Genomic DNA, 23,437 nt, shown 5'->3' on the forward strand with positions numbered 1-23,437 from the left:
ACCAACGACAAATGACAGCAAAAAAGCAGCCCGCTTCGGCGGGCTGCTTTTTTGGTGCGGAATGTTTCCCACGCACCGCTGCATGGGCCGCGGTTCTGAAGCATGCTTCAACGCAACGCACAGAGCGGCCAGCTTACATTCAAAACAACAATGGGCGCCCAAAAGGACGCCCATTGTTGTTCAAGATGATCAAGCTCTCCGCGAAGACAGAGAGCAGGTCAGATTATCTCAGCGCTGCGGCGATGTTGCCGCCGTCCACCGTCGTCACATCCGCCGTGGTGCGTTCGGCCAGCGCCTGATGCAAGAACGCCTGGGCGACGTCGTCGGCGGTGACCTCCTGGCCGAGCAGATTGCCGGACATGTAGTCCTTCTCCGAAAGGCCACGCGCGGTGGAGCGGCTGGCGATCATGGCGTCGGTCAGCAGGCCGGAGCGGATGCGGTCGGCATTGACGGCGTTCGAACGGATACCGATCGGACCATATTCCAGCGCATACTGGCGCGACAGGAACAGCGTCGCAGCCTTGGGCAGGCCGTAAGCACCGAACTTGGCGCCCGGGTTCACCGCCTGCTTGGAAGCGTTGAACAGCAGCACGCCGCCCGTGCCCTGCTCGCGCATGATGCGCACCGCGTTCTGCGCCACGCTCTGATGCGAGAAGAAGTTGAGTTCGAAGCTCTTGCGCAGCAGCGCGTCGTCGATATCGGCGATCATGCCTTCCCAGGCGGCGCCTGCGTTGGAGACGACGATGTCGATGCCACCGAACACCTTAACGGCTTGATCGAAGGCAGCGCGCACTTCGGCCGGATTGGTGATGTCTGCGCCGACGCCGATCGAATTGTTGCCGGCGGCCTTGGCCGCTTCCGCCGCCTTTGCCGCGTCGAGGTCGACCACCACCACATGCGCACCTTCACGGGCGAAGGCCTTGGCGGTGGCAGCGCCGATGGCGCCGGCGCCACCGGTGACCAGCACGATCTGGCCGGTCAGGGGCTTCGGCTTGTTGGAAGCGAGCTTGGCCTGTTCGAGCGACCAGTATTCGAGCGGGAAGAGATCGGACTTGGCGAGCGGACGGAAGGTGCCGACGCTGGCCGCGCCCTTGACCGCCTCGATCCACATCTCGCCGACATCGGAAGCGATCCTGGCATCCTTCAGCGTGCGGCCATGGCCGAACATGCCAAGACCCGGCACCAGCGACAGACGCGGCATCGGATCGAGCATGGTGCGCTTGACGTCGTCCAGCGCGTCGTTCTCTTCGAAATAGCGGGTGTATTCGGCCATGTAGGCGGCGACACGCTTGCCGATCTCGGCCTTGTAACCGGCAAGATCGGACGCATCCGGCGCCGGCAGCACCATCGGACCGGTCTTGATGCGGATCGACAGGTCCGGCGTCGAGACGCCGGCGGCGGCGTAATCGGCAATGGCGGCCGAGTTGACGAATTCCAGGATGGCATCCGACGTGCGGAAATCGCTGACCATGCGATCGAAGCGCCCCTCGCCCCTGGCGACGGCGACTGCGCCGCGCAGCATCGAGGCGACCTCTTCCGGCTTCGCCAGCGTGGCCGGCAGCGACGCAGGCTTCAGCGGGTTGCTGCCGTTCTTGGCGACATAGTCCTCGGCCATCGTCACATAGTGGATCATGCGATCGTAGGCCTGCCTGGCGTCATCACCGAAGGTGAAGATGCCATGCTTGTCGAGGATCAGGCCTTCGACGCTCGGGTCGGCGTCGTAGACGTCGGCCGCGACCTTGGCGAGGTCGAAACCCGGCTTGATGTAGGGCACGAAACCCATCTTGTCGCCGAACACCTTCTTCGACAGCGCCTCGCTGTCGCCGCCCTGGTCGACGATGGCAAGGATCGCGGTCGAGTGGGTGTGATCGACGAATTTGTGCGGCAGGAAGGCATGCAGCAGCGTCTCGACCGACGGGTTGGGCGAAGACGGATCGATCAGGTTGGCGCGCTGCAGCGCGACCATGTCCTCGTCCGAGAGGCTGTCCAGCCTGCGTGCCTTGAGCAACGCGCCGAGCTTCACCGCCGGCAGGCCCTGCGGCTCGATGACGGCCATGTCCCAACCGCTGCCCTTGACGCAGAGCACATCCCATTCGTCGCCGACAAAGTCGGTGACCTTGGTCTTCACCGAGGTGTTGCCGCCGCCATGCAGGACGAGCCTCGGCTCGCCACCGAGCAGGCGGGTGGTGTAGACCCGCAGTGCCAGATCACGGTCCACGCCCTTTGCCGCATAGGCCTTCACCACATTTTCGGCTTCGGCGTCGTTCCAGAGATTTTTCATCGGGTCGTCCACATTTTCAATTGGGATAGAGAGGGTCGGGTTGCATACACCAGCCATCGAGCAGGCGTTTCGGCCTGCCAAGTCGGCTTTCGGATTTCTTATAGGTCAGGCCGATCTTGCTTTTGCGACAGGCGCGAACCCTGCGCGTCGAGCAGGCGTCGCGCCAGGCCGGCCGGGAGTACGAGATGCGAACAGAGCCCGCCTGCAAGGGCTGCCTGCAGCGGCTCCAGCTTGTTTTCTTCCTGCACCACCATCATGCGCTTGGGGATAGCGCGCATCGAGGCAAGATCGGCGGAGATGACACGGCGGTTGTAGTCGCAGTCGAGCAGCTTGCCGGTGGCATCGATGAGCTGGCCGGCGATGACACCCGTCGCTCCCTGATCGCGCAGCGCGAACATCTCGGCCGGCGTCAGGGCGCCGCATTTGACGATATGGCTCTCGGCATCGATGGTGCCGACGGAAAATAGTGCCAGATCGCAGCGTGCGACCAGCGAGAGCTGCTCCTTGATGACCGGCTCGTCGCGCAGTTCGCGCGCCAGCCTTTCGGAACTGAGCGACAGCGGCGCGTAGAAATTGAGGCCCCTGGCGTTGAGGCGCCGGGCGATCTCCATGGTGCACTGGTCCGGGCGCTGCGAATAAGGCGCACCGAGATTGCCGCAGAGTTGCACGACGGTGACGTCCTGCAGGTCGGCGAAGGACATCACATCGGCAACGGCATAGACAGTGCGGCCCCAGGCGACGCCGATACGGTCACCGCGATTGACGAGTTCGAGGAAGACACCCGCGGCAAGGGCCGGCACTTCGACGCCGGTATCGAGCGCCTGGCGATCCTGCGGCGCGATCCAGACAGTGGTGAGCCCGAACGCATCTTCCACTTCCCGAGCCAGCGTGTCCTCGGTGAAAAGCTGGGTAGACGTGGAGATGTTGACGATGCCGGTCTCACGCGCCTTGCGCAGATAGGTGGCAACGGAAGCGCGCGAGATGTCGAGCTTCTTCGCCACCTCGTCCTGGCGCAGTCCATGCGTGTAATAAAGCCACGCCGCCTTGTGAATGATCTGGTCTGCCGCCCGGATCGCCATGCTCGAAAATCTCGTTTTCGACATTATTCACGACGACTGACAAAAGTCAAACAAGCTCATTGCACCGGGATGTGCAGCCGCCGGGGCAGACGGCAGGTCCCGGATTTTGCGCATGTCGTTATCACAAATCGCTGCACAGTTTTGCGCGACATGCTTCAGATTGTCGAGCCGACAAAGTTGCAACCGAAAGCTGTTCAGCAAGGGTTCATACCTTGCTTCTTATGAGCACCACAGGGAGACAGTCCGGCCAGTCCACATCTCAAGCAGGACTGGCCAGCCATGGAAAGGATTGCCACGATGAACCTCAACCGCCGCCACATGATCGGACTGATGGCCGTCGCCTTTGCCTTGCCTGCGGTGCAGGCCGAAGCGCGGAGCATGACACTGACCGGAACGGTGACCTATCGCGAACGGATGATGCTGCCGCCGAACTCGACAGTCGAGGTCTCTCTGGTCGACATCTCCCTGGCCGACGCACCCTCCAGGACCATCGCCCGCCATGTGATCCGTCGCGCCCGCGCCAGCCCGGTTCGCTACAGGCTGGCATTCGATTCCAGCCAGATCCGCAAGGGCCGCACCTATGCGCTGCAGGCCCGCATAACCCAAGGCAAACAGCTGCTGTTCATCAACACGACGCGCCATACGGTTTTCGATGGCGGTCCGAACAACACCGAGATTCGCGTCGAGCGTGTTGCAGGTGAACCGAGCGCCGAACTCGGCATTGCCGGGGAATGGCTTGCCGAGGACATCAACGGCCGTGGCGTGATCGACAACCTGCAGACCACGCTGAAGATCGACGCCAATGGCGGCGTGTCCGGCAAGGGCGGCTGCAACGGCTACGGTGGCAGTGCCAAGATCACCGGCACCCGCATCCGCTTCGGTTCGCTGATGAGCACCCAGATGGCTTGTGCACCGGCGATCATGGACCAGGAAAGCAAGTTCCACGCAGCGCTCGGCGAGGCGCGGAGCTGGCGCATCGACCAGCGCCGCCGCAAGCTCACCTTGCTGGACAGGCGCGGTCGTGCCGTAGCGGTGCTCGCGCGTATCGGCTGATTGCCATCAAAAAAGGCCGGTCAGGTTCCCCCTGACCGGCCTTTTTTCTCAATTTGTGGAATTCTACTCTACGCCCTCGGATCGGCCTTGGAACGCTGCTCCAGCCAGCTGACCAGCCGCACCAGCGGCCACAGGAACAGCAGATAGATCAGGGCCGCGCCGACCAGCGGCGTCGGGTTGGCCATGAGGGCCTGCGCGTCCGTCGCCTGCTTGAGCAGATCCGGCATCGCCACCACGGAAGCCAGCGCGGTGTCCTTGAAGATGGAAACCGCATTGCTGGTGAGCGGCGGCACGACGATTCGCAGCGCCTGCGGCAGGATCACCTTGCGCATGGCAGTCCAGAACGGCAGGCCAAGCGCCGCGGCCGCCTCGAACTGGCCCTTGGGGATGTTCTCGATGCCGGCGCGGCAGACTTCCGCCGTGAAGGCGCCCAGAACCATGGAGAGGGCGAGCGTGGCCGAGGTAAAGGCCGACAGGCGGATGCCGACGAAGGGCAGTGCGTAGTAGATCATGATCAGCACGACCAGGATCGGCGTCGCACGGAAGATATCGATGAAGCCGACCGCCAGCAGGCGCAGCGGTTTCGGCGCATAGAGCCGCATCAGGCAGACGCCCAGGCCGAGCAGTCCGCCGAAGAAGATAGCGGCACAACCGAGCAGCAGCGTGTTGCCGAGGCCCCTGACCAGCATCGGGAAGGCGCGGACGAGAACGTCCCAGTTGAAGAAGGTTTCTAGCAATCCCATCGTGACGATCCGTCCGCGTCGTTACGGCCGCATGCCGGGAGCCTCTGACTTCCGGCAGTCCTGCGACAATCAGAGTTGATCCTGGTCACAATTGTAACCCGGTGAGCAGCCCGTGGCAGCCTCCCGAACAACACGATGCCGGCGGCGTCCAACGTGTCGCCACCGGCATCGGCCGAGCCCCCGCCCGGCTTACTGAGCCTGCGGAATGGGCAGGATCTTGTTGGTCGATGAATCAGCGGCGGCCTCCGCACCCAGCCACTTCTTGTGAAGTGCGGCCATGGTGCCGTCCTTCTTGATGGCATCGATAGCGCCGTTGACCTTTTCGAGCAGAGGCGAGCCCTTCTTCATCATGATGCCGAACTTGTCGCCGGTCGGGATCGCCGTCACCACCGCCATGTCGGGCATCTTGGTGAAGGCGAACTGGAAACCGGCGATATCGCCGATGGCACCGTCGAGACGGCCCGACTGTACGTCGAGAATGAGGTTCTGCTGCGTATCGTAGCCGCGATATTCCTTGATGCCGTATTTCTCGGTGTTGGCCTTGATCCAGGCCTCGCCGACCGAGGCAGAGATGGCGCCGACGGTCTTGCCCTTCATGTCGTCCAGCGTCTTCAGCGGTGTGTCCTTCTTGGCCACCAGCGCGATGTCGCTGTCGTAATAGCCCTGCGTGAAAGCCTGGTTCTGCAGGCGATCATTGTTGATGGTGATCGAGGAGATCGCCAGATCGATACGGCCGGAAACGGTGGCCGAAAACAGCGCCTGGAAGCCGAGATCCTGGATTTCGACCTCCGAGCCGATGCGCTTGCCGATCTCCTTGACGAGATCGACCTCGAAGCCTTCGAACTGGCCGGTCTCGAGCTTGTTTTCCCAGGGCGGGTTGGCCGGATAGGCGCCCACTAGCAACGTTTCGGCATGCGCCAGCGACGCAGCACCGAGACCCATCGTCAGCGCCGCGAAGGCGCCGATCAGATTGCGGCGGTTAAGAAGCATTTGGTTCCCCTTATATTGACCCGCCGGTTCGTTGCGGCGGGATGGGTCTGTCCGGACGCGACCCTTCGTCATGAAAGTGCCGACACCATGCGGGCGGCGGCTTGCCGGATCTGATCCGGGTCGCGCAGCACGCACATTCTGAGGAAAGAGCGGGACGCATTGCCGAAGAGGTAGCCGGGCGACAGGCCGACGCGCGCCTTCTCGATGACGCGGGCGCAGGCCTCGCGCGAATCCTCCTGCCCTTCGAAAGCGAAGAAGGCATACATGCCGCCCTTCGGCTTCGACGGCAGGATGATGCCGTCGAGCTTCGCCAGCGCCTCATAGGCGATGTCGAGGCCAAGCCTGGCCCGCTCGCGGATTTCAGTCACCAGCGGCTCACCCTGGCGCAATGCCGCCTCGGCGCCGGCCTGCACGAAGGCAGCGGTACCGCTGTTGGCATATTGCGTCATGGCAGCGACCTGGTCAGCGACACCGGTCGGATGCGACAGCCAGCCAATGCGCCAGCCGGTCATCGCCCAGGCCTTGGAGAAAGAATTGACCACCAGGACACGATCGTCGTCCTCGGCGATCTGCAACATGGAAGGCGCGACCTCACCGTCGAAGTAGAGGCGGCCATAGACCTCGTCGGAGACGATCCAGATGCCGGTGCGGCGCGAGAAATCGAGCAGCGCCTGCAACTCCTCGCGCGTCGCGGTCCAACCCAACGGGTTGCTTGGTGTCGACAGGAAGATAGCGCGTGTGCGGGCATCGCAACGTGCGAACACGGCGTCGAGATCGAGCCGCCATTCGCCATCGAAGGCCAGCGCCACCGGGCGTGGCTCGCCGCCGACCAGATGGATGGCGTTGTGGATGTTGGGCCATTGCGGCTCGATATAGACGGCGTTGGTGCCGACATCGACCAGCAGTTCCATCGCCAGCATCACGGCATGCATGCCGCCGGGCGTCACAGTCGAACGCTCGATCGCAATGTGCCGTCCATGCAGCCGGCTCTGATAGTCGGAAAGCGCGGTCGTCAGCGAACCCAGGCCACGCATATTGGGAATATAGAAGGTCTGGCCGGCATCCAGCGCCGCCTTGGCGGCGTCGATGATGAAGCCCGGCGTGACCATGTCGCCTTCGCCGTACCAGAGAGGAATGACATCACCGAGGCTCTGCGCCTTGGCGGCCAGCTGGGCGATGTTTTCGGTGCGCAGGTCCTGGATCTGCGGGCGGATGCCCTCGAGCGGCGGAAAGGGCCGGACATTCGCCGGATAGGCGGATGCGCCGCTTCTGCTCAAGGTCATATGGCAGTTCCTCCCGAAGACACGCCGGCCAAAGACGCGCCGGAACGAGGCCCGGCACACACAGCGCATCCAGCCTCATCAACGGGTTTAATAACGCATGAAACAGTATACTGTTCAAGCCTAAAATTTTTTATCCACCCGCTTGCGCTTCTTGCAAAATACGCGCTAGCTTCAGCGAAATTCGCCGTTTTTGGCCTTTCTTATCGCTTGCGGGTCGTAAAGTTCGGGCCGCATACATCGAGAAATCGGCTTTAAACAGTATACTGAATGCGGAGAAGTCTGATGTCTGACGAAAGGCCGTTCAAAGGCTCCGGCGGCAGTCTGCGCGCCCAGATCTATGAAGACATCCGCGATCGCATCCATCGCGGCGCCCTGGGCGCCAACGACCGGCTGGTCGATGTGGAGATCGCAGGCAACCTCGGCGTATCCCGCATGCCGGTACGCGAAGCCCTGCTGCAGCTCACGCATGAAGGCTATCTCGTCGGCACCACGCGCGGCTTCATGCTGCCGACGCTGACGCCGACCGATGTCGCCAACATCTTCGAAGTGCGGCGCTGTCTCGAGCCGCGCGCTGCGGCCCATGCCGCACGCACGCTGGATACCGCCGGGATGGAACGGCTCGCCGCTGCGCTGAAGGATGCCGAAGAAGCCGTCGCGACCGCCGATGCCGAACTTCTGTTCCAGGCCAATGTCCGCTTCCGCCGCTCATGGCTGGAAGCCGTCGACAATGACAGGTTGGCCTCGGCCATCGCGCGTTTTGCCGACCATGTGCAGGTCGTGCGCCTCGGCACGCTGACGCACCAGCCGACGCAGGCGGTCGTGCTGGCAGGCATGCGCAGGCTCTATGACGCCTTCGCGAACCGCGACTCGATGGCTGCCTTCGACCATATGACCACCTTCATCCAGCATGCCGAGGAGCGTTTCGTCGCACTCACCAAGGCACTGGAATCCGCCGGTGACGAAGGCCGGCGCCCGCAGGGATAATCCTTATGATCAAGCCGCATCCGCTCAAGGGCCCGAACAAGTTCAAGCTCGGCGTCTTCTCCATGAACGCCGATGGCGGCCTGGCGATGACGACGGCGCCCGAGCGGTGGCGTGCGCGCTGGGACGACAATCTGAACGCGGCGCGCATCGCCGACAGCGCGGGGCTGGAGTTCCTGCTGCCGATCGCGCGCTGGCGCGGCTTCGGCGGCGTCACCCATGCGCGCGAATGGTCGTTCGAGACCTTCACCTGGGCGGCGGGACTGGCGACGGCGACAGAAAACATCGCCTTGTTCATGACCGTGCACGTGCCGCTGGTCCATCCGCTGCAGGCCGCCAAGGCGCTGGCCACCGTCGACCACATCTCAGGTGGCCGTGCCGGGCTCAATATCGTCTGCGGCTGGAACCCGGATGAATTCGCGATGTTCGGCCAGACGGTCGGCGAGCGCACCTACGACCAGGCCGAAGAATGGATCACCATCATCGAACGCGCCTACAAGTCGCGCGAGCCGTTCGACTTCGCCGGCGAATTCTATGACCTGAAAGGCGTGGTGAGCCGGCCGGCCAGCCTGCAGGCGCCGCGCCCGGTGACGATGAATGCCGCCTTCGGCGCACCGGGCCGCAACTACGCGGCGCGCCACTGCGACTATCTGTTCTCGACCTTTTCCGAAATCTCGGAAGGCCGCGCCCATGTCGTCGATATCGCCAACCGCGCCGCCGAAGTTGGCCGCGACGTCGGCGTCTATACGGTCTGCCACGTGGTCTGCCGCGAAACGCAGCAGGAGGCGGAAGACTATTACCGTCGCTATGCACTCGAACTCGCCGACAAGGGCGCCGTCGACGAGCATATGAAGAAGAAGAAGGAATTCGCCCATTCACATGACGACAAGGCGTTCACCGAATACCGGCAGCGTTTTGCCGGCGGCGCCGGCACCTACCCGCTGGTCGGCACGCCGGAGAAGATCGTCGACGACCTGATCCGCATCATGGAGCAGGGTTATGCAGGTGCCGCCCTCTCCTTCGTCAACTACACCTACGACCTGCCATTCTTCTGCGACCGCGTGCTGCCGCTGATGCGCCAGGCCGGGCTGAGGATGAACTGATGGACGTGGCAACCGGCGCGCTGCCCGCGCACGGCACGGTCGACCCGCGCGGCTTCAAGCAAGGCATGCGTGCGATGGCCGGCGCCGTGGCGATCCTGGCTGCCGAAGATGCCGAGCATGGTTGCTTCGGGCTGACGGCAACCGCCGTCTGTTCGTTCAGCGCCGAGCCGCCTTCGCTGCTGGCCTGCGTGCACAAGAACAGCACCTTCGCTTCGCTTACCCGGCAGGACATGGCCTTTTCCGTCAATCTGCCGGCGGCGGACCAGGAGAATGTCGCACGCGTCTTCGGCGGCATGACGACGGCCAAGGGCGTGGCGCGGTTCTCGGCGGGCTCCTGGGTTCGCGGCGAAGCCGGCGCTCCACTGCTGGTCGGCGCGCGCGCCGTGTTCGAATGCCGGGTCGGCGAAATCATCGCACGCGCCTCGCATCTGATCCTGATCGGGCTGGTGACCAAGGTGACGCTCGACCGTGTCGAGCGCGAGCCGATCTTCTACGCCCACGGGCGCTTCCTCACCATTAACGGCCAATAACGTAACGGAGACCAGCCGATGTCCCCTGTCCTGTCCGGCCGGCTGAAGACCCGCCTTGCCGCCAACGACCAGCTCGGCCTGGTCTGGCTGACGCTCGGCCATGCCTCGATCACCGAAATGGCAGCGCACTCCGGCGCCGATGCGCTGGTCATCGACCTGCAGCACGGGCTGTGGGATCGCCGCTCGCTGGAGACGACCGTCGGCATTGCAGCCGGCACCGCTCCGGTGATCGCACGCGTCGCGGACAGTTCGACGACAGCGATCGGCAACGCACTGGATGCCGGCTGCGACGGCGTGTTGGTGCCGCTGATCGAAAGCCGCGCGCAGGCCGAGCAGGCGATCTCCGCCGCCCGCTTCCCGCCGCACGGCCATCGCTCGGGCGGCGGCGTGCGACCGCTTTCGATGGGATTCGGCACCTATCTCGAACGGGCGGGACATGTGGCCGTCGGCCTGATGATCGAGACCGCTGCCGGGGTCGAGCAGGCCGAGGCGATCATCACCACACCCGGACTGGACTTCGTGCTGATCGGCACCGGCGATCTCGGCATCTCCTATGCGGCACAAGGCCAGGGCGGCGACGCCACGGAAAAAGGCTGCCTGCGCGTGAAGGAGGCCTGCGCTAGGGCCGGCATCCCGTGCGGCATCTTCACCGGCAATGTCGACAAAGCGCTCGAACGACGCGCCGAGGGTTATCACCTTGTCGTGCTCGCTTCCGATGTCGACGTGGTGCGTGACGCCTTCAACGGTGTGGTGCGCGATTTCGCCGGAGCGGCATCGTGAAGCCGCCTTTTCGCGAGCGGCTGGATTTCGACGGCGGCAACGGCCAGGTGCTCGACGAAAGCCGCCGCTACATGCTGATGCGGCCCGAGGCGCTGATGGGGATGTTCCGTCGCCTCGACGACGAGACCCGGCGGAAGGCGCTGGAGGCGCTGGCGGCTTCGGTGATCGAAATGGGCGGCGACAGCGCGCGTGCCTACAAGGCACATGGTGGCGGCGATGCCGACGCCCTGCTGGCAACGGTGGCCAACACCGCGCCCGATCTCGGCTGGGGTGCCTGGTCGTTCGCGCGCGGCAGCGACAGCATTGAACTCACCGTCCGCAACAGCCCGTTCGCGGCAGGCTACGGCTCCGCTTCAAAGCCTGTCTGCCATGCCATCGCCGGCATGGCGACGGCGGTCGGTCGCATGGTGCTGGACAGCGACGATGTCGTGGCGCGCGAAACCGAATGCGTCGCCTGTGGCGCCGCGGCATGCCGCTTCGAGGCGCGCCCGGTCTGAGGTTTTAGCTTTCCAGCAATATCCGGGTCAGCGGATGCGTGGCATCGGCCAGGCCATCGATGACGCTGAAATGATGGCGGTCAGGCTCGGCATAAAAACCTGTCGAAGCTCCTAGTCCGGTCCAGATGTTGGCGAGCAGTTCGGACTGGCGGATGAATTCCGCGCGTTCGCCGCCACCGACCCAGCAGACCAGCCGCGCGCCATCCATCGGCAGCAGCAAGGCGGGGCTCTCGACAGCGGCTTCCGCGGCATCGATCTTCAGCGTCCTGTTCATCCCCGTCTGCATGATCGGCCGCAGATCGTGCACGCCGGACAGCGAGACCGTGTTGACGACGCGGCGCCGCACGGCCTCCGGCAAGGGTGACGTCGCCGAGATCATGCGCGTGACCAGATGACCGCCGGCGGAGTGCCCGGTCAGGCGGATGTCGCCATCGACCAGCTCCGCCGCTTTCGTTATCGCAGCGCCGATTTCGGCCGAGATCTGGCCGATACGCGCCTCGGGAGCCAGCGTGTAGGACGGCATCGCCACCGCATGGCCGCTTTCAACGGCGCCGCGCGCCAGATGTGACCAGAAGCTCTTGTCGAGCGCCATCCAGTAACCGCCATGCACAAAGACGACGAGCCCCTTCGGCGTGCCTACCGGCAGGAACAGGTCGAGCCGGTTGCGTGTTCCCGGACCGTAGGCGATGTCGAGCTGTGCGCGGCCGGACGCCGCCAACTCGTCGCGATAGGCTGCCGCCGGCGCTACCCAGGCCGCCGGCCAGCGGTCGCCGCCGGCGATGTTGGCGCCGTTGGTGTAGGCATTGTCCCAGTCGACGATCTTGTGAACGACCATGTTCGCTGTCCCTTCCCTACCGGCTGCGGCCGGCATCCTCGACCTCTACCATAGGCAAGCGCCGGGCCAGTGCAACGATAAACTTTATGCTTGAAATAACTTTGGCGCTATGCGAGCGTTTCCCTCAGCGGAACGGATGGAGACGCTGCAGGGCTGCTCCTACCGCCGCAGAACAAGGCCCCACCAAGATGGCCGGCGCAGACCTTACGGAAGCTGGGAGATCGAACGAGATGCTTGGGCCGACGGCGCATACCGACACGTTTGCACGAGACAATCTCCCGCCTCCGGACCTTTGGCCGGACTTCCTGCTCGACGGCTTCGACTATCCCGACCACATCAATGCCGGTGTCGAACTGACCGACCGCATGGTCGAAAAGGGCTTCGGCGACCATACCGCGCTGATCGGCAACGGCCGCCGCCGCACTTACAAGGAGCTGGCCGACTGGACCAGCCGGCTGGCCCATGCGCTGGTCGAGAACTACGGCGTCAAGCCGGGCAACCGGGTGCTGATCCGCTCGGCCAACAACCCGGCCATGGTGGCCTGCTGGCTTGCCGCGACCAAGGCCGGTGCCGTGGTGGTCAACACCATGCCGATGCTGCGCGCTGGCGAGCTTGCCCAGATCATCGACAAGGCCGAGATCACGCTGGCGTTGTGCGATACCAGGCTGATGGAAGAGATGGTGGCCTGCGCCAAGCAGAGCAATTTCCTGAAGCAGGTCATCGGTTTCGACGGCACCGCCAACCATGATGCGGAACTCGACCGCATCGCGCTCGACAAGTCGGTGCGCTTCGATGCGGTCAAGACCGGGCGCGACGACGTCGCCCTGCTCGGCTTCACCTCCGGCACCACCGGCATGCCGAAGGCGACGATGCATTTCCACCGCGACCTTCTCATCATCGCCGACGGCTATGCCCGCGAGGTGTTGAGCGTGACGCCGGAAGACGTCTTCATCGGCTCGCCGCCGCTCGCCTTCACCTTCGGCCTCGGCGGGCTGGCGATCTTCCCGCTGCGCTTCGGCGCGGCCGCGACCCTTTTGGAGAACGCCTCGCCGCCCAACATGGTCGAGATCATCCAGACCTACCGCGCCACCGTCTGCTTCACCGCGCCGACCGCCTATCGCGCCATGCTGGCGGCGATGGACAAAGGCGCCGACCTGTCCTCGCTGCGCGCCGCCGTCTCGGCCGGCGAAACGCTGCCGGCCCCGGTCTACGAGGAATGGATGGAGAAGACCGGCAAGCCGATGCTCGACGGCATCGGCGCCACCGAGATGCTGCACATCTTCATCTCCAACCGTTTCGGCGATTCCAAGCCGGCCTGCACCGGCAAGCCCGTCGGCGGCTATGAGGCCAAGATCGTCGACGACGACATGAACGAGCTGCCGCGCGGCGAAGTCGGGCGGCTGGCCGTGCGCGGACCGACCGGATGCCGCTATCTGGCCGACGACCGCCAGACCAAGTATGTGCGCAAGGGCTGGAACCTGACCGGCGATTCCTTCTTCCAGGACGAGGATGGTTATCTGCACTTCGCCGCGCGCTCCGACGACATGATCATCTCGGCCGGCTACAACATCGCCGGGCCGGAGGTGGAGGCAGCGCTGCTGTCGCACGCCGACGTCAAGGAATGCGCCGTCATCGGCGCGGCCGACGAGGAGCGTGGCCAGATCGTGCAGGCGCATGTCGTGCTGATGGAAGGCGTAGCGGCCGATGACCTGACAACCAAGCGCCTGCAGGACCATGTCAAGGCGACCATCGCGCCCTACAAATACCCGCGCTCGATCAAGTTCATCGATGCGCTGCCGAAAACCCAGACCGGCAAGATCCAACGTTTCCGCTTGAAAGACACCCACTGATCATGACCGACTTTACAAGGACACGCAGCCTCTTCCACATGCCGGACGGCGTGTTCTATCTCGACGGCAATTCGCTGGGGCCGCTGCCGAAAAGCGCCACCCAACGCGTGCAGGAAATGATGACCGCGCAGTGGGGCGAACAACTGATCCGCGGCTGGAACGCCTCCGGCTGGATGATGCAGCCGCGCAGGCTTGGCGACCGCATCGGCAAGCTGATCGGCGCGCCGGAAGGCACTGTCGTGGTCGGCGACACGCTGTCGATCAAGGTCTACCAGGCACTCGCCTCCGCCCTGGAGCTCAATCCATCCCGGCGTGTCGTGCTCTCCGACAACGGCAACTTCCCGTCCGACCTCTATATGGCTCAAGGCCTGCTGCGCTCGCTCGACAAGGGCTACGAGCTGAAGGTGGTCGATCCGGAAGAGGTCGAGGCAGCGATCGATGAAAGCGTCGCCGTGCTGATGATCACCGAGGTCGACTACCGCACCGGCCGCCTGCACGACATGAAGAAGCTGACCGCCAAGGCGCATGCCGCCGGCGTGCTGACCGTCTGGGATCTGGCGCATTCGGCCGGCGCCCTCGCCGTCGATCTCGAAGGCGCCAGGGCCGACTTTGCCGTCGGCTGTACCTACAAATATCTCAATGGCGGCCCCGGCGCCCCGGCCTTCATCTATGTCGCGCCGAAACATGCCGGCAAGGTGCGGCCTGCCCTGTCCGGCTGGCTCGGCCATGAAAGCCCCTTCGCCTTCGACCTCGACTACCGCTCGGGCGCCGGCATCGACCGCATGCGCGTCGGCACGCCGGCAGTGATCGCCATGGCCGCGCTCGATGCCGCCATGGATGCCTGGGAAGGCGTGTCCATGGCCGATGTGCGCAAGCAGTCGATCGCGCTCGCCGATCTCTTCATCCGCGAGGTCGAGACACGCTGCCCGGAGCTGACGCTCGCCTCGCCGCGTAACGGTGCTGAACGCGGCAGCCAGGTTTCGTTCCGCCATCCCGAAGGCTACGCCATCATGCAGGCGCTGATCGCGCGCGGCGTGATCGGCGACTTCCGTGCGCCCGACGCCGTCCGCTTCGGCTTCACGCCGCTCTACATCGGCGAACAGGAAGTGCTCGGCGCGGTCGGCGTGCTCGAAGACGTCATGAACAACAAGCGCTGGGATGAGCCGCAATACCGCAAGAAAGCCCTGGTGACATGAGCAAGCCCTACGATCCTTCCCGGGAAGGCGCGCAGATGTCGTTCAAGGAACGCATGTCCTATGGCGACTATCTGCATCTCGAGCGCGTGCTCGATGCGCAGGAACCGCTTTCCACCGCGCATGACGAGCTGTTGTTCATCGTGCAGCACCAGACGTCGGAACTGTGGATGAAGCTGGCGATCCACGAGATCCGTTCGGCGATGCGCGAGATCCGTTCCGACCGGCCGCAGCCGGCGTTCAAGATGCTGACGCGCGTGGCGCGCATCTTCGAGCAGCTGAACAATTCCTGGGACGTGCTGCGCACCATGACACCCAGCGAATATACCGAGTTCCGCAACTCGCTCGGCCAGTCTTCCGGCTTCCAGTCCTATCAGTATCGCGCCGTCGAGTTCCTGGTCGGCAACCGCAACACCGCCATGCTCGGGCCGCACGCGCATCAGCCGGACCTGATCGCCAAGCTCGAGGAAATCCTGGCCGAGCCCAGCCTCTATGACGAGGCGCTGCTGCTTTTGTCACGCAACGGCTTCGACATCGGCGCCGACGCCAGCCGCACCAGCTGGCGTGAGACCCGCGAGGAAAACCCGCAGGTTCTGGAAGCATGGAAGGCGGTCTATGCCGCGCCGCAGAAATACTGGGACCTCTACGAACTCGCCGAAAAGCTCGTCGATTTCGAGGACTACTTCCGGCGCTGGCGTTTCAACCATGTCACCACAGTGGAGCGCATCATCGGGCTGAAGCGTGGCACCGGCGGCACCGGCGGCGTCTCCTACCTGCGCAAGATGCTGGAAGTGGTGCTGTTCCCGGAACTGTGGACCGTTCGCACGGTACTGTAGGGCATCTGCCTCGAACTTTGCCTTCTCCCTTTGTGGGAGAAGGTGGCCTCGCCGCAGGCGAGGTCGGATGAGGGTGCTGGAAGGAGTGCCATCTTCCCGGTTTGAGCGACGCCGACACCAGCGTAATATTGATAATACTCGTTTCTTCCAACACCCCTCATCCGTCTCGGCGCTGCTCCGGCGGCAAAAGCCGCCGTTGCCAAGCCACCTTCTCCCACAAGGGGAGAAGGGAAAGGACGTCAATCCGGGACGACCGCGGTCGCCTGGATTTCGACCAGCGCCTCGTCCTCGATCAGGCCCGATACCTGGACCACCGCCATGGCCGGGAAGTTGCGGCCCATAGTCGCCTTCCAGGCAGCGCCGATCTCCTTCAGCGACGAGGAGTAGGCTTTGCGGTCGATCACGTACCAGGTCATGGTCGTGATGTGCTCGGGGCCGGCGCCGCCCTCGTGCAGGATGGCGATAACGTTCTCCAGCGTCTGCCTAATCTGGCCCGGCAGATCATGCACTTCGAACTTGCACTGGCTGTTCCAGCCGATCTGGCCGCCGACGAAAACGGTACGGCCGCGCGCTTCCATGCCATTGGCATATCCGATCGGCTTCGCCCAGCCTTCGGGTTGCAGCACCCGATGCGGAGTCGTGGCGGCCTTGTGTTCGGAGATTGCGGTCACAGTCATGTCTACTCCACTCATTTCCCAGCCTTCATCAGCTCACGGCCGATGATCAGCTTCTGAACTTCCGTTGCGCCCTCGTAGATGCGCAGCGCTCGGATCTCGCGGTACAGCGTCTCGGTGATCTCGCCGACGCGTACGCCGCGCCCGCCGAACATCTGCAGCGCCTGGTCGATCACCCATTGCGCGTTTTCCGTGGCCGTCATCTTGGCCATCGCCGCTTCGCGGGTGATCGGCAGTTTCTGCACGTCGCGCCGCCAGGCGGTGCGCACGGTCAGCAGCGATGCGGCATCGATAGCCGTTGCCATCTCGCCCAGCGTGCTCTGAGCGGTCGGCAGATCGGCAAGCGTGGCGCCGAACATCTTGCGCGACTTGGCGTGTGCCACGGCCTCGTCGAGCGCGCGCCGTGCAAAGCCGAGTGCAGCTGCGGCAACGGACGGCCGGAAGATGTCCAGCGTGCGCATGGCGATCTTGAAACCCTCGCCCGGCTGACCGAGCAGGTTGGCCGCCGGTACGCGACAGTTTTCGAAGCGGATGCGGGCTAGCGGATGCGGCGCGATCGTCTCGATGCGCTCGGCGATGTGGAAGCCGGGCGTATCGGCATAGACGACAAAGGCGGAGATGCCGCGCGTGCCAGGTGCCTCGCCGGTGCGGGCAAAGACGGTATAGACGTCGGCGATGCCACCGTTGGAAATGAAGACCTTCTCGCCGTTGAGCACGAATTCGTCGCCCTGACGCTCTGCCGACGTGCTCATGGCGGCGACGTCGGAACCGGCTTCCGGCTCGGTCAGTGCGAAGGCCGATATCAACTCGCCTTTGGCAATCCTCGGCAGGATCGCCTGCTTGATCTCCGGCGAGCCGGACAGGCTGATGGCGCCGGTGCCCAAGCCCTGCATGGCAAAGGCGAAATCCGCCAGTCCGTCGGCATAGGCGAGCGTCTCGCGGATCAGGCAGAGCGAACGGCTGTCGATTTCCGCAGCCGCGCCGCCGAATTCCGACGGCACGCAATGGCGCAGGAAACCACCGGCGCCGAGCTTGCGAACCAGCCCCTTGCAGGCGCCGTCGGCATCGTGATGGTCGATATGACCAAGACCGCCACCGGCAACGAAATGATCGAGGTCGGCGGCAAGCTTCCTATGGTTCTCGGCAAAGAACGGCCAGTCGAGATGATCCCGTGTCGGGCCGCCGGAACGCTGCGGATTGTCCATCGTCAGTTCCCTTCGAAAACCGGCTTCGTCTTGGCAGCGAAGGCCTCGAAAGCACGACGGAAATCGCCCGTCGCCATGCAGATGGCCTGCGCCTGGGCTTCGGATTCAATCAGTTCCTCGATGCCCATAGACCATTCCTGATCGAGCATCTTCTTGGTCATGGAATGCGCGAACCAGGGTCCATCGGCGAGATTACGGGCGAAACGCTGTGCCTCGGCCAGCATGACGGGACGCTCATGCAGCGCATTGTAGAACCCCCAGGCATGGCCTTCGGCGGCCGACATCGAACGGCCGGTGAACAGAAGCTCTGCAGCGCGGCCCTGGCCTATGATGCGCGGAAGAATGCCGCAAGCGCCCATGTCGGCGCCGGCCAGACCGACGCGGGTGAACAGGAAGGCGGTCTTGGCTTCAGGCGTCGCGACACGATAGTCGGCACTCATCGCCAGGATCGCGCCTGCGCCAGCGCAGATGCCGTCAACGGCGGCGATGATCGGCTGCGGGCAGGCGCGGATCTGGCGAACCAGGTCTCCGGTCATGCGGGTGAAGGCCAGAAGCTCCGGCATCGCCATCTTGGTGAGCGGCTCGATGATCTCGAACACGTCACCACCAGAACAGAAATTGTCGCCGGCGCCCGCCAGGACGATGGCACGGACGTCGCTGGCTCGATGCAGCGAACGGAACAGGTCGCCCAGCTCCTCATAGCTTTCGAAGGTCAGCGGGTTCTTGCGCTCCGGCCGGTTGAGCGTGATCGTGGCGACACGGCCGTCCGCATCGGTCTCGAACAGGAAGTGCTTGGCCTTGTGGCCCTTGAAGGGGCGCTTCTTGTCCAGCATCGCGTCGGTCATCGCTCATTTATCCTTGCTTGCTTCCGGCACGCCCATCGGCGTGCCGGTCTGTCGTCCTGTTGTGCGGGCCGGTCGTCAGTCGTTGGCCGACGGCGGCAGGAAATCCACGTCATGCTCTGCCGAAAGCCGCACCACTTCCTCGACATCGGTGAGATTGTGCAGCTTCTTGAACAGGTCCTCGAGCCTGCCGGCCGGAGATACCCAGAACAACGCACGGGCCGGCTTGTCGGACTTGTTGAAATAACCATGCGGGACACCGCGCGGCATGCGCACCAGATCGCCGGCCCTGGCCGTGAACCACTTGCCGTCGAGCTTCAGCTCCAGCTGCCCTTCCTGCACGAGGATGAACTCCTCCTGCGTCGGATGGATGTGGACCGGTACGAACTGGCCGGCGTCGCTGTTGGTCTCGAAGGCAAAACTCGATGCGCAGGTGGCCTTCGGAAAGTAGCGCTGGCCCAGGATGTTCCACTCGGTCGCTTCGTAACCGGTACCGTTTTCGGTGATGCCTTTCTCCAAAGCTTTGTCAGTCATGCGTTCCTCCCTTTGATTGTTCTCAACCGGCCATGACTTCGCCGCCGGCGACCGCGATGGCCTGGCCGGTGATGGCGCCCGCTCCTTCGGACACCAGCCACAGCACCGCATCGGCAACCTCCTGCGGTGTCACCAGGCGGCCTTGCGGATTGGCACGGGCAAGGTTGGCGCGTGCCTCATCGGCAGTGCGGCCAGTCTTGCCGACGATGGTGTCTACCGCACCGTCGAGCAATGGCGTGTCGGTGAAACCGGGGCAGACGGCATTGACGGTAACGTCGGTGCGCGCCAGTTCCAGCGCAAGCGCCCGGGTCAGGCCGACGACACCGTGCTTGGAGGCGCAGTAGGCCGAAACATAAGCATAACCGGTCAGGCCGGCGGTGCTGGCAACGTTGACGATGCGCCCCTTTCCGGCCTTGCGGATCGAAGGCAGCAAAGCCTGCGTGACGAGGAAAGTGCCAGTCAGGTTGATACCGATGACGCGGCCCCAGAGTGCTGCATCCGTGCGCTCGAAGGGCGCCGAGGGTGCCTCGCCGGCACAATTGACCAGAACCGCGACTTCGCCCGAGGCGGCAATAGCTTTGGCGCAGCCAGAGGCAATCGTCGCGGCATCGGTGACATCAAATCCGTCGATCACGACGGATTTGCCACCGCCGGCCGCGATCTCCCTGGCAACGTCTTCCAGTGGTGCAGCGCGACGCCCGGCCAGCGAGACGGCATGCCCGCTTTTTGCCAAGGCGAGCGCAATGGCACGGCCGATGCCGCTGCCGGCACCGGTGATGAGGGCGTGACGCGCTGCGCTCATTTGCGCCCCGACGCTTCGGCCGCCGCGCGGGCCAGGTTGGCCTCATATTGCTGCCGGCTCGCATAATACTGCTTCGGCCAGACCTGGCCGGAATAACCGACTTTGGCGGCTTCGTGCATGACGAAGGACGGGTCGGCCAGATGCGGACGGGCAATGGCGCAGAGATCGGCGCGGCCGGCCGCGATCACCGAATTGGCGTGGTCAGCCTCCGAGATCGCACCGACGGCGATGGTCGGCACCTGTACCTCGTTGCGGATCTTGTCGGAGAAAGGCGTCTGCCACATGCGACCGAACACCTGCTTCTCCTGCTTCACCACCTGCCCCGACGAACAGTCGATGAGGTCGGCGCCAGCTTCCTTGAACATGGCCGCGAAGATGGCGGCGTCTTCCGGCGTGTTGCCGCCTTCGTACCAGTCATTGGTCGAGAGGCGGACCGAGATCGGCTTGTCCTCGGGCCAGACGGCACGGATGGCGTGGAAGACCTCGAGCGGATATCTGGCGCGCGCAGCATGGTCGCCGCCATATTCGTCGTCGCGCAGATTGGTCAGCGGCGACAGGAAGGCGGAGAGCAGATAGCCGTGGGCGCAGTGCAGTTCGAGAATGTCGAAGCCGACTTCGTCAGCCCATTTCGTGGCCTGCACGAAATCCGCCTTGATCCGCTCCAGATCTTCTTTCGTGGCAGCGCGCGGCACGTCCGAATGCGGCAGGTAGGGGATGGCGGAAGCCGAGATCAGCGGCCAACCACCCTGCTCCACCGGCTGGTCGGTACCCTCCCAAGCGACCTTCGTGGCACCCTTGCGACCGGCATGACCGAGCTGGATGCCGATCTTGGCCGGCGTGTCGTTGTGCACGAAATCGACGAGGCGGCGATAGCCTTCCTTCTGTTCCTCGTTCCACAGGCCAAGACAGCCCGGCGTGATGCGCGCGTCCGGCGACACGCAGATCATTTCCGGAAACACCAGCGAAGCGCCACCCATGGCGCGCGAGCCGAGATGGACCAGATGGAAATCGTTCGGCATACCGTCCTTGGCCGAATACATCGCCATCGGCGAGACGATGACGCGGTTGTGCAAGGTCAGTCCGCGCGCCCTGTAAGGCGTGAACATCGGCGGGATCGGGCGGCCGTTCGGCTGGGCCGGCGCGCCGGCGCGCTCGGCGAACCAGCGCTCGTAGCCCTCCAGCCAATCCTTGTCGCGCAGGCGCAAATTCTCATGGCTGATGCGCTGCGAGCGCGTCAGCATGGAATACATGAACTGTTCCGGTTCCAGCGTGTCGGCGTAACGCGTACCGACCACCTCGAACCATTCCATGGCGTTGCGGGCCGCGTTCTGGATGCGCGCAACATCGACGCGGCGTACTTCTTCATAGGCCTCGAGCACGGCTGGAATGTTCTTGGCGTCGTGCCCCGCGATGTTGAACTGGTTGGTCAGTTCGATCGCGTCATCGATGGCAAGCTTGGTACCTGAACCGATGGCGAAATGCGCTGTGTGGGCACTGTCGCCCATCAGCACGACATGGCTGTTGCCGTTGAAATGGCTCCACTTGCCGCAGATCAGGCGACCGAAATTCAGCCAGGCCGAGCCGCGCAGATGGCGCGCGTTGGTCATCAGGCTGTGGCCATCCAGCGTTTCTGCAAACAGCTTCTCGCAGAAGGCGATCGACTGGTCCTGGTCCATCTTGTCGATGCCATGCGCCTGGAACACCTCGTCGGTGGTCTCGACGATGAAGGTCGAGGTGTTGTCGTCGAAACGGTAGATATGAGCCTGGAACCAGCCATGCTCGGTACGCTGGAAATCGAAGGTGAAGGCATCGAAAGCCTTGCTGGTGCCGAGCCAGATGAAGCGGTTCGGCCGCATCACCATGTCCGGCTGGAAGACGTCGGCATATTTATTGCGAATGCGCGAATTGACGCCATCCGAAGAGATGATGAGATCGGCGTCGGGGAATTCCTCGTCGCCCGTAACCTCGCGCTCGAAAACCATCTCGACGCCGAGTTCGATGCAGCGATCCTGCAGGATGTTCAGCATCTTCTTGCGGCCAATGCCGACGAAGCCATGGCCGGTGGTGCGGATCTTGCGACCCTTGAATACCAGCTCGATGTCGTCCCAATGGTTGAAGGCATCCTCGATGGTTGCAGCGGTTTCCGGATCCCACTTGCGCATCGACTGCATGGTGGCGTCGGAGAACACCACACCCCAGCCGAAGGTGTCGTAAGGGCGGTTGCGCTCGACCACGGTGACCTGATGTTCGGGGTGCTGCTTCTTCATCAGCAGGGCAAAATAGAGCCCGGCCGGTCCGCCACCGATACACACGATCTTCATGGTCATCTCCGCTCTGCTCACGGCCGGTCAAGGCCGTGCGTGAACCATGAAGCGATAGTGGGCTCTCTCCGAAGATATTTCAAGCTTAAAGTGATTGCCGTGTACGATCTTTCACCCCGCGACGCGAGGCCGCGCCCTCAGCCACCCTCTTTACTCGGGGGCCGCCGGTTGTCTGGCGATGTATTCTTGTGCTGTTTCTGGAGAGCGCCAACGCCACCAGACCTGCAGGGACTCGCCCTCTGACGCGCAGGAGCGCTTGCCGGGCCGCGTCGTCTGCGGCTAGGCGGCCTCGCCGGCATCGACACCTTCAAAAGTGACGAAGGCCTGCAGGGTGAAGGAAATGTGCTCCGTCATCAGCGTGCGAGCGCGTTCGATATCGCGATCGAAGGCCGCGTCCATCAGCTCGGTGTGGTGGTCGATGCCCATCGCGTCATGCAGCGCCGCAACCGCCTTCTCGAAATTGCCGCCGCGGCCACGCGCGGCGCGCAGCATCGGCGCCAGGCTCAGGTAATGCTGGTGGCGGCGAAGCTGGTCGTAGACCATCGCCTGGAAGCGCAGCAGCCAGGCGGAACTCGCGGCACTGACAAGCGCCGCATGGAAGGCGGCGTGGCGTTCGTCCCACTCCTCGATCGCGGCTTCGGACGGATCTTCAGGCGAGAACTTGCAACGCGACAGCCGGTAGTGCGCCGTCACCACGGCGGATTCCCACTCGGCCCCGCCCTTGCGGATGGACTCCTCCAAAAGCGGCAGCTCGACCACTTCGCGGGCCCGGATGAGGTCCTCCAGTTCCGCGCGCGAAACCGGCGCAACCGCGAAGCCACGGTTGCTCACCGCCGTGACCAGTTTTTCCGCCTCCAGCCGTGACAATGCCTCGCGCAACGGCGTCCAGCCGAAGCCGTAGATCTGGTTCAATGCACCAAGTTTCAGCGGCGTGCCCGGCTCCAGCCGCGTGGTCAGAATGTCCCGCCGCAGCCGCCAGTAGGCCGCTTCCGTCTTGGTCGAGGGCTCCTCATCCCGCATCGCAC

The 23,437-nt window shown here is 64.0% G+C and carries 22 protein-coding genes; 9 read left to right on the forward strand and 13 right to left on the reverse strand.

The features are described from left to right. Positions 1–223 precede the first annotated feature (223 nt). Complete coding sequence (locus tag C1M53_RS03265) at positions 224–2,281, reverse strand: bifunctional aldolase/short-chain dehydrogenase (RefSeq protein WP_129410932.1); 2,058 nt, start codon at positions 2,279–2,281, stop codon at positions 224–226. A gap of 98 nt (positions 2,282–2,379) precedes the next feature. Next, complete coding sequence (locus tag C1M53_RS03270; protein WP_129410933.1) at positions 2,380–3,360, reverse strand: sugar-binding transcriptional regulator; 981 nt, start codon at positions 3,358–3,360, stop codon at positions 2,380–2,382. Between the two features lie 279 nt (positions 3,361–3,639). Here C1M53_RS03270 and C1M53_RS03275 point away from each other — a divergent pair, with 279 nt between their 5' ends. Then, positions 3,640–4,413 (forward strand): YbaY family lipoprotein, encoded by a 774-nt coding sequence (locus tag C1M53_RS03275; protein WP_129410934.1) that lies wholly within the window; start codon positions 3,640–3,642, stop codon positions 4,411–4,413. Positions 4,414–4,481: 68 nt separating this feature from the next. Here C1M53_RS03275 and C1M53_RS03280 read toward each other — a convergent pair whose 3' ends face one another. The 3 genes from C1M53_RS03280 to C1M53_RS03290 all read right to left on the reverse strand — a co-directional run bounded on the left by C1M53_RS03280 (position 4,482) and on the right by C1M53_RS03290 (position 7,429). Further along, positions 4,482–5,156: an amino acid ABC transporter permease gene (locus C1M53_RS03280; RefSeq protein ID WP_129410935.1), complete on the reverse strand. Its 675-nt coding sequence runs from the start codon at positions 5,154–5,156 to the stop codon at positions 4,482–4,484. Between the two features lie 189 nt (positions 5,157–5,345). Further along, complete coding sequence (locus C1M53_RS03285; RefSeq protein ID WP_129410936.1) at positions 5,346–6,146, reverse strand: ABC transporter substrate-binding protein; 801 nt, start codon at positions 6,144–6,146, stop codon at positions 5,346–5,348. Between the two features lie 68 nt (positions 6,147–6,214). Further along, entirely contained in the window at positions 6,215–7,429 is a 1,215-nt protein-coding gene (locus C1M53_RS03290; protein ID WP_129410937.1) for a pyridoxal phosphate-dependent aminotransferase, read from the reverse strand. A gap of 282 nt (positions 7,430–7,711) precedes the next feature. Here C1M53_RS03290 and C1M53_RS03295 point away from each other — a divergent pair, with 282 nt between their 5' ends. The 5 genes from C1M53_RS03295 to C1M53_RS03315 are packed head-to-tail and all read left to right on the forward strand — an operon-like array spanning position 7,712 to position 11,320. Further along, a complete protein-coding gene (locus C1M53_RS03295) occupies positions 7,712–8,413 on the forward strand; it encodes a GntR family transcriptional regulator (protein WP_129410938.1) in 702 nt (233 codons plus the stop codon). A 5-nt stretch (positions 8,414–8,418) separates the two neighbouring features. Beyond that, positions 8,419–9,513, forward strand: coding sequence for an LLM class flavin-dependent oxidoreductase (locus tag C1M53_RS03300; RefSeq protein WP_129410939.1), 1,095 nt, complete (start codon positions 8,419–8,421; stop codon positions 9,511–9,513). After that, the gene (locus C1M53_RS03305; protein ID WP_129410940.1) at positions 9,513–10,043 is read left to right on the forward strand and encodes a flavin reductase family protein; all 531 of its coding nucleotides are present in this window, start codon (positions 9,513–9,515) and stop codon (positions 10,041–10,043) included. The genes C1M53_RS03300 and C1M53_RS03305 overlap by 1 nt, the downstream gene beginning before the upstream one ends. Positions 10,044–10,061: 18 nt before the next feature. Beyond that, positions 10,062–10,823, forward strand: a complete 762-nt coding sequence (locus C1M53_RS03310; RefSeq protein ID WP_129410941.1) for an aldolase/citrate lyase family protein — start codon at positions 10,062–10,064, stop codon at positions 10,821–10,823. Continuing rightward, positions 10,820–11,320: a 4-vinyl reductase gene (locus C1M53_RS03315; RefSeq protein ID WP_129410942.1), complete on the forward strand. Its 501-nt coding sequence runs from the start codon at positions 10,820–10,822 to the stop codon at positions 11,318–11,320. Before C1M53_RS03310 ends, C1M53_RS03315 begins: the two co-directional genes overlap by 4 nt. A 4-nt stretch (positions 11,321–11,324) precedes the next feature. Here C1M53_RS03315 and C1M53_RS03320 read toward each other — a convergent pair whose 3' ends face one another. Continuing rightward, on the reverse strand, positions 11,325–12,155 hold the full coding sequence (locus tag C1M53_RS03320) for an alpha/beta hydrolase (protein WP_129410943.1): 831 nt from the start codon (positions 12,153–12,155) through the stop codon (positions 11,325–11,327). Positions 12,156–12,385: 230 nt separating this feature from the next. On the opposite strand from C1M53_RS03320, the gene C1M53_RS03325 reads away from it, so the two are divergent. Genes C1M53_RS03325 through kynA form a run of 3 tightly spaced genes read left to right on the forward strand, consistent with a single transcriptional unit; the run spans position 12,386 to position 16,034 of the window. Next, positions 12,386–14,005, forward strand: a complete 1,620-nt coding sequence (locus tag C1M53_RS03325; protein WP_129410944.1) for an AMP-binding protein — start codon at positions 12,386–12,388, stop codon at positions 14,003–14,005. 2 nt (positions 14,006–14,007) lie between these two features. Then, on the forward strand, positions 14,008–15,201 hold the full coding sequence (gene kynU / locus C1M53_RS03330; RefSeq protein ID WP_129410945.1) for a kynureninase: 1,194 nt from the start codon (positions 14,008–14,010) through the stop codon (positions 15,199–15,201). Beyond that, a complete protein-coding gene (gene kynA, locus C1M53_RS03335) occupies positions 15,198–16,034 on the forward strand; it encodes a tryptophan 2,3-dioxygenase (protein WP_129410946.1) in 837 nt (278 codons plus the stop codon). The genes kynU and kynA overlap by 4 nt, the downstream gene beginning before the upstream one ends. Positions 16,035–16,273: 239 nt before the next feature. On the opposite strand, the gene C1M53_RS03340 is transcribed toward kynA, so the two are convergent. The 7 genes from C1M53_RS03340 to C1M53_RS03370 form a co-directional block, all read right to left on the reverse strand. Further along, positions 16,274–16,711 (reverse strand): RidA family protein, encoded by a 438-nt coding sequence (locus tag C1M53_RS03340; RefSeq protein WP_129410947.1) that lies wholly within the window; start codon positions 16,709–16,711, stop codon positions 16,274–16,276. Positions 16,712–16,722: 11 nt separating this feature from the next. After that, the gene (locus tag C1M53_RS03345; RefSeq protein WP_129410948.1) at positions 16,723–17,913 is read right to left on the reverse strand and encodes an acyl-CoA dehydrogenase family protein; all 1,191 of its coding nucleotides are present in this window, start codon (positions 17,911–17,913) and stop codon (positions 16,723–16,725) included. A gap of 2 nt (positions 17,914–17,915) precedes the next feature. Beyond that, complete coding sequence (locus C1M53_RS03350) at positions 17,916–18,758, reverse strand: enoyl-CoA hydratase family protein (protein ID WP_129410949.1); 843 nt, start codon at positions 18,756–18,758, stop codon at positions 17,916–17,918. A gap of 75 nt (positions 18,759–18,833) precedes the next feature. After that, a complete protein-coding gene (locus C1M53_RS03355) occupies positions 18,834–19,289 on the reverse strand; it encodes a cupin domain-containing protein (RefSeq protein WP_129410950.1) in 456 nt (151 codons plus the stop codon). A 22-nt stretch (positions 19,290–19,311) separates the two neighbouring features. Continuing rightward, a complete protein-coding gene (locus tag C1M53_RS03360) occupies positions 19,312–20,091 on the reverse strand; it encodes an SDR family NAD(P)-dependent oxidoreductase (RefSeq protein WP_129410951.1) in 780 nt (259 codons plus the stop codon). Continuing rightward, positions 20,088–22,412, reverse strand: a complete 2,325-nt coding sequence (locus C1M53_RS03365; protein ID WP_129410952.1) for a bifunctional salicylyl-CoA 5-hydroxylase/oxidoreductase — start codon at positions 22,410–22,412, stop codon at positions 20,088–20,090. The genes C1M53_RS03360 and C1M53_RS03365 overlap by 4 nt, the downstream gene beginning before the upstream one ends. Before the next feature lie 279 nt (positions 22,413–22,691). Continuing rightward, positions 22,692–23,432, reverse strand: a complete 741-nt coding sequence (locus C1M53_RS03370; protein WP_129410953.1) for a GntR family transcriptional regulator — start codon at positions 23,430–23,432, stop codon at positions 22,692–22,694. Positions 23,433–23,437 lie beyond the last annotated feature (5 nt).

This window comes from Mesorhizobium sp. Pch-S (assembly GCF_004136315.1).
GTDB lineage: Bacteria > Pseudomonadota > Alphaproteobacteria > Rhizobiales > Rhizobiaceae > Mesorhizobium.

Coding starts and splice junctions, on each gene's coding strand:
- C1M53_RS03275 (WP_129410934.1), top strand. CDS start 3,640: ATGGAAAGGATTGCCACGATGAACCTCAACCGCCGCCACATGATCGGA.
- C1M53_RS03295 (WP_129410938.1), top strand. CDS start 7,712: ATGTCTGACGAAAGGCCGTTCAAAGGCTCCGGCGGCAGTCTGCGCGCC.
- C1M53_RS03280 (WP_129410935.1), bottom strand. CDS start 5,156: ATGGGATTGCTAGAAACCTTCTTCAACTGGGACGTTCTCGTCCGCGCC.
- kynA (WP_129410946.1), top strand. CDS start 15,198: ATGAGCAAGCCCTACGATCCTTCCCGGGAAGGCGCGCAGATGTCGTTC.
- C1M53_RS03310 (WP_129410941.1), top strand. CDS start 10,062: ATGTCCCCTGTCCTGTCCGGCCGGCTGAAGACCCGCCTTGCCGCCAAC.
- C1M53_RS03360 (WP_129410951.1), bottom strand. CDS start 20,091: ATGAGCGCAGCGCGTCACGCCCTCATCACCGGTGCCGGCAGCGGCATC.
- C1M53_RS03370 (WP_129410953.1), bottom strand. CDS start 23,432: ATGCGGGATGAGGAGCCCTCGACCAAGACGGAAGCGGCCTACTGGCGG.
- C1M53_RS03320 (WP_129410943.1), bottom strand. CDS start 12,155: ATGGTCGTTCACAAGATCGTCGACTGGGACAATGCCTACACCAACGGC.
- C1M53_RS03300 (WP_129410939.1), top strand. CDS start 8,419: ATGATCAAGCCGCATCCGCTCAAGGGCCCGAACAAGTTCAAGCTCGGC.
- C1M53_RS03325 (WP_129410944.1), top strand. CDS start 12,386: ATGCTTGGGCCGACGGCGCATACCGACACGTTTGCACGAGACAATCTC.
- C1M53_RS03290 (WP_129410937.1), bottom strand. CDS start 7,429: ATGACCTTGAGCAGAAGCGGCGCATCCGCCTATCCGGCGAATGTCCGG.
- C1M53_RS03365 (WP_129410952.1), bottom strand. CDS start 22,412: ATGAAGATCGTGTGTATCGGTGGCGGACCGGCCGGGCTCTATTTTGCC.
- C1M53_RS03340 (WP_129410947.1), bottom strand. CDS start 16,711: ATGACTGTGACCGCAATCTCCGAACACAAGGCCGCCACGACTCCGCAT.
- C1M53_RS03350 (WP_129410949.1), bottom strand. CDS start 18,758: ATGACCGACGCGATGCTGGACAAGAAGCGCCCCTTCAAGGGCCACAAG.
- kynU (WP_129410945.1), top strand. CDS start 14,008: ATGACCGACTTTACAAGGACACGCAGCCTCTTCCACATGCCGGACGGC.
- C1M53_RS03355 (WP_129410950.1), bottom strand. CDS start 19,289: ATGACTGACAAAGCTTTGGAGAAAGGCATCACCGAAAACGGTACCGGT.
- C1M53_RS03305 (WP_129410940.1), top strand. CDS start 9,513: ATGGACGTGGCAACCGGCGCGCTGCCCGCGCACGGCACGGTCGACCCG.
- C1M53_RS03270 (WP_129410933.1), bottom strand. CDS start 3,360: ATGGCGATCCGGGCGGCAGACCAGATCATTCACAAGGCGGCGTGGCTT.
- C1M53_RS03345 (WP_129410948.1), bottom strand. CDS start 17,913: ATGGACAATCCGCAGCGTTCCGGCGGCCCGACACGGGATCATCTCGAC.
- C1M53_RS03285 (WP_129410936.1), bottom strand. CDS start 6,146: ATGCTTCTTAACCGCCGCAATCTGATCGGCGCCTTCGCGGCGCTGACG.
- C1M53_RS03265 (WP_129410932.1), bottom strand. CDS start 2,281: ATGAAAAATCTCTGGAACGACGCCGAAGCCGAAAATGTGGTGAAGGCC.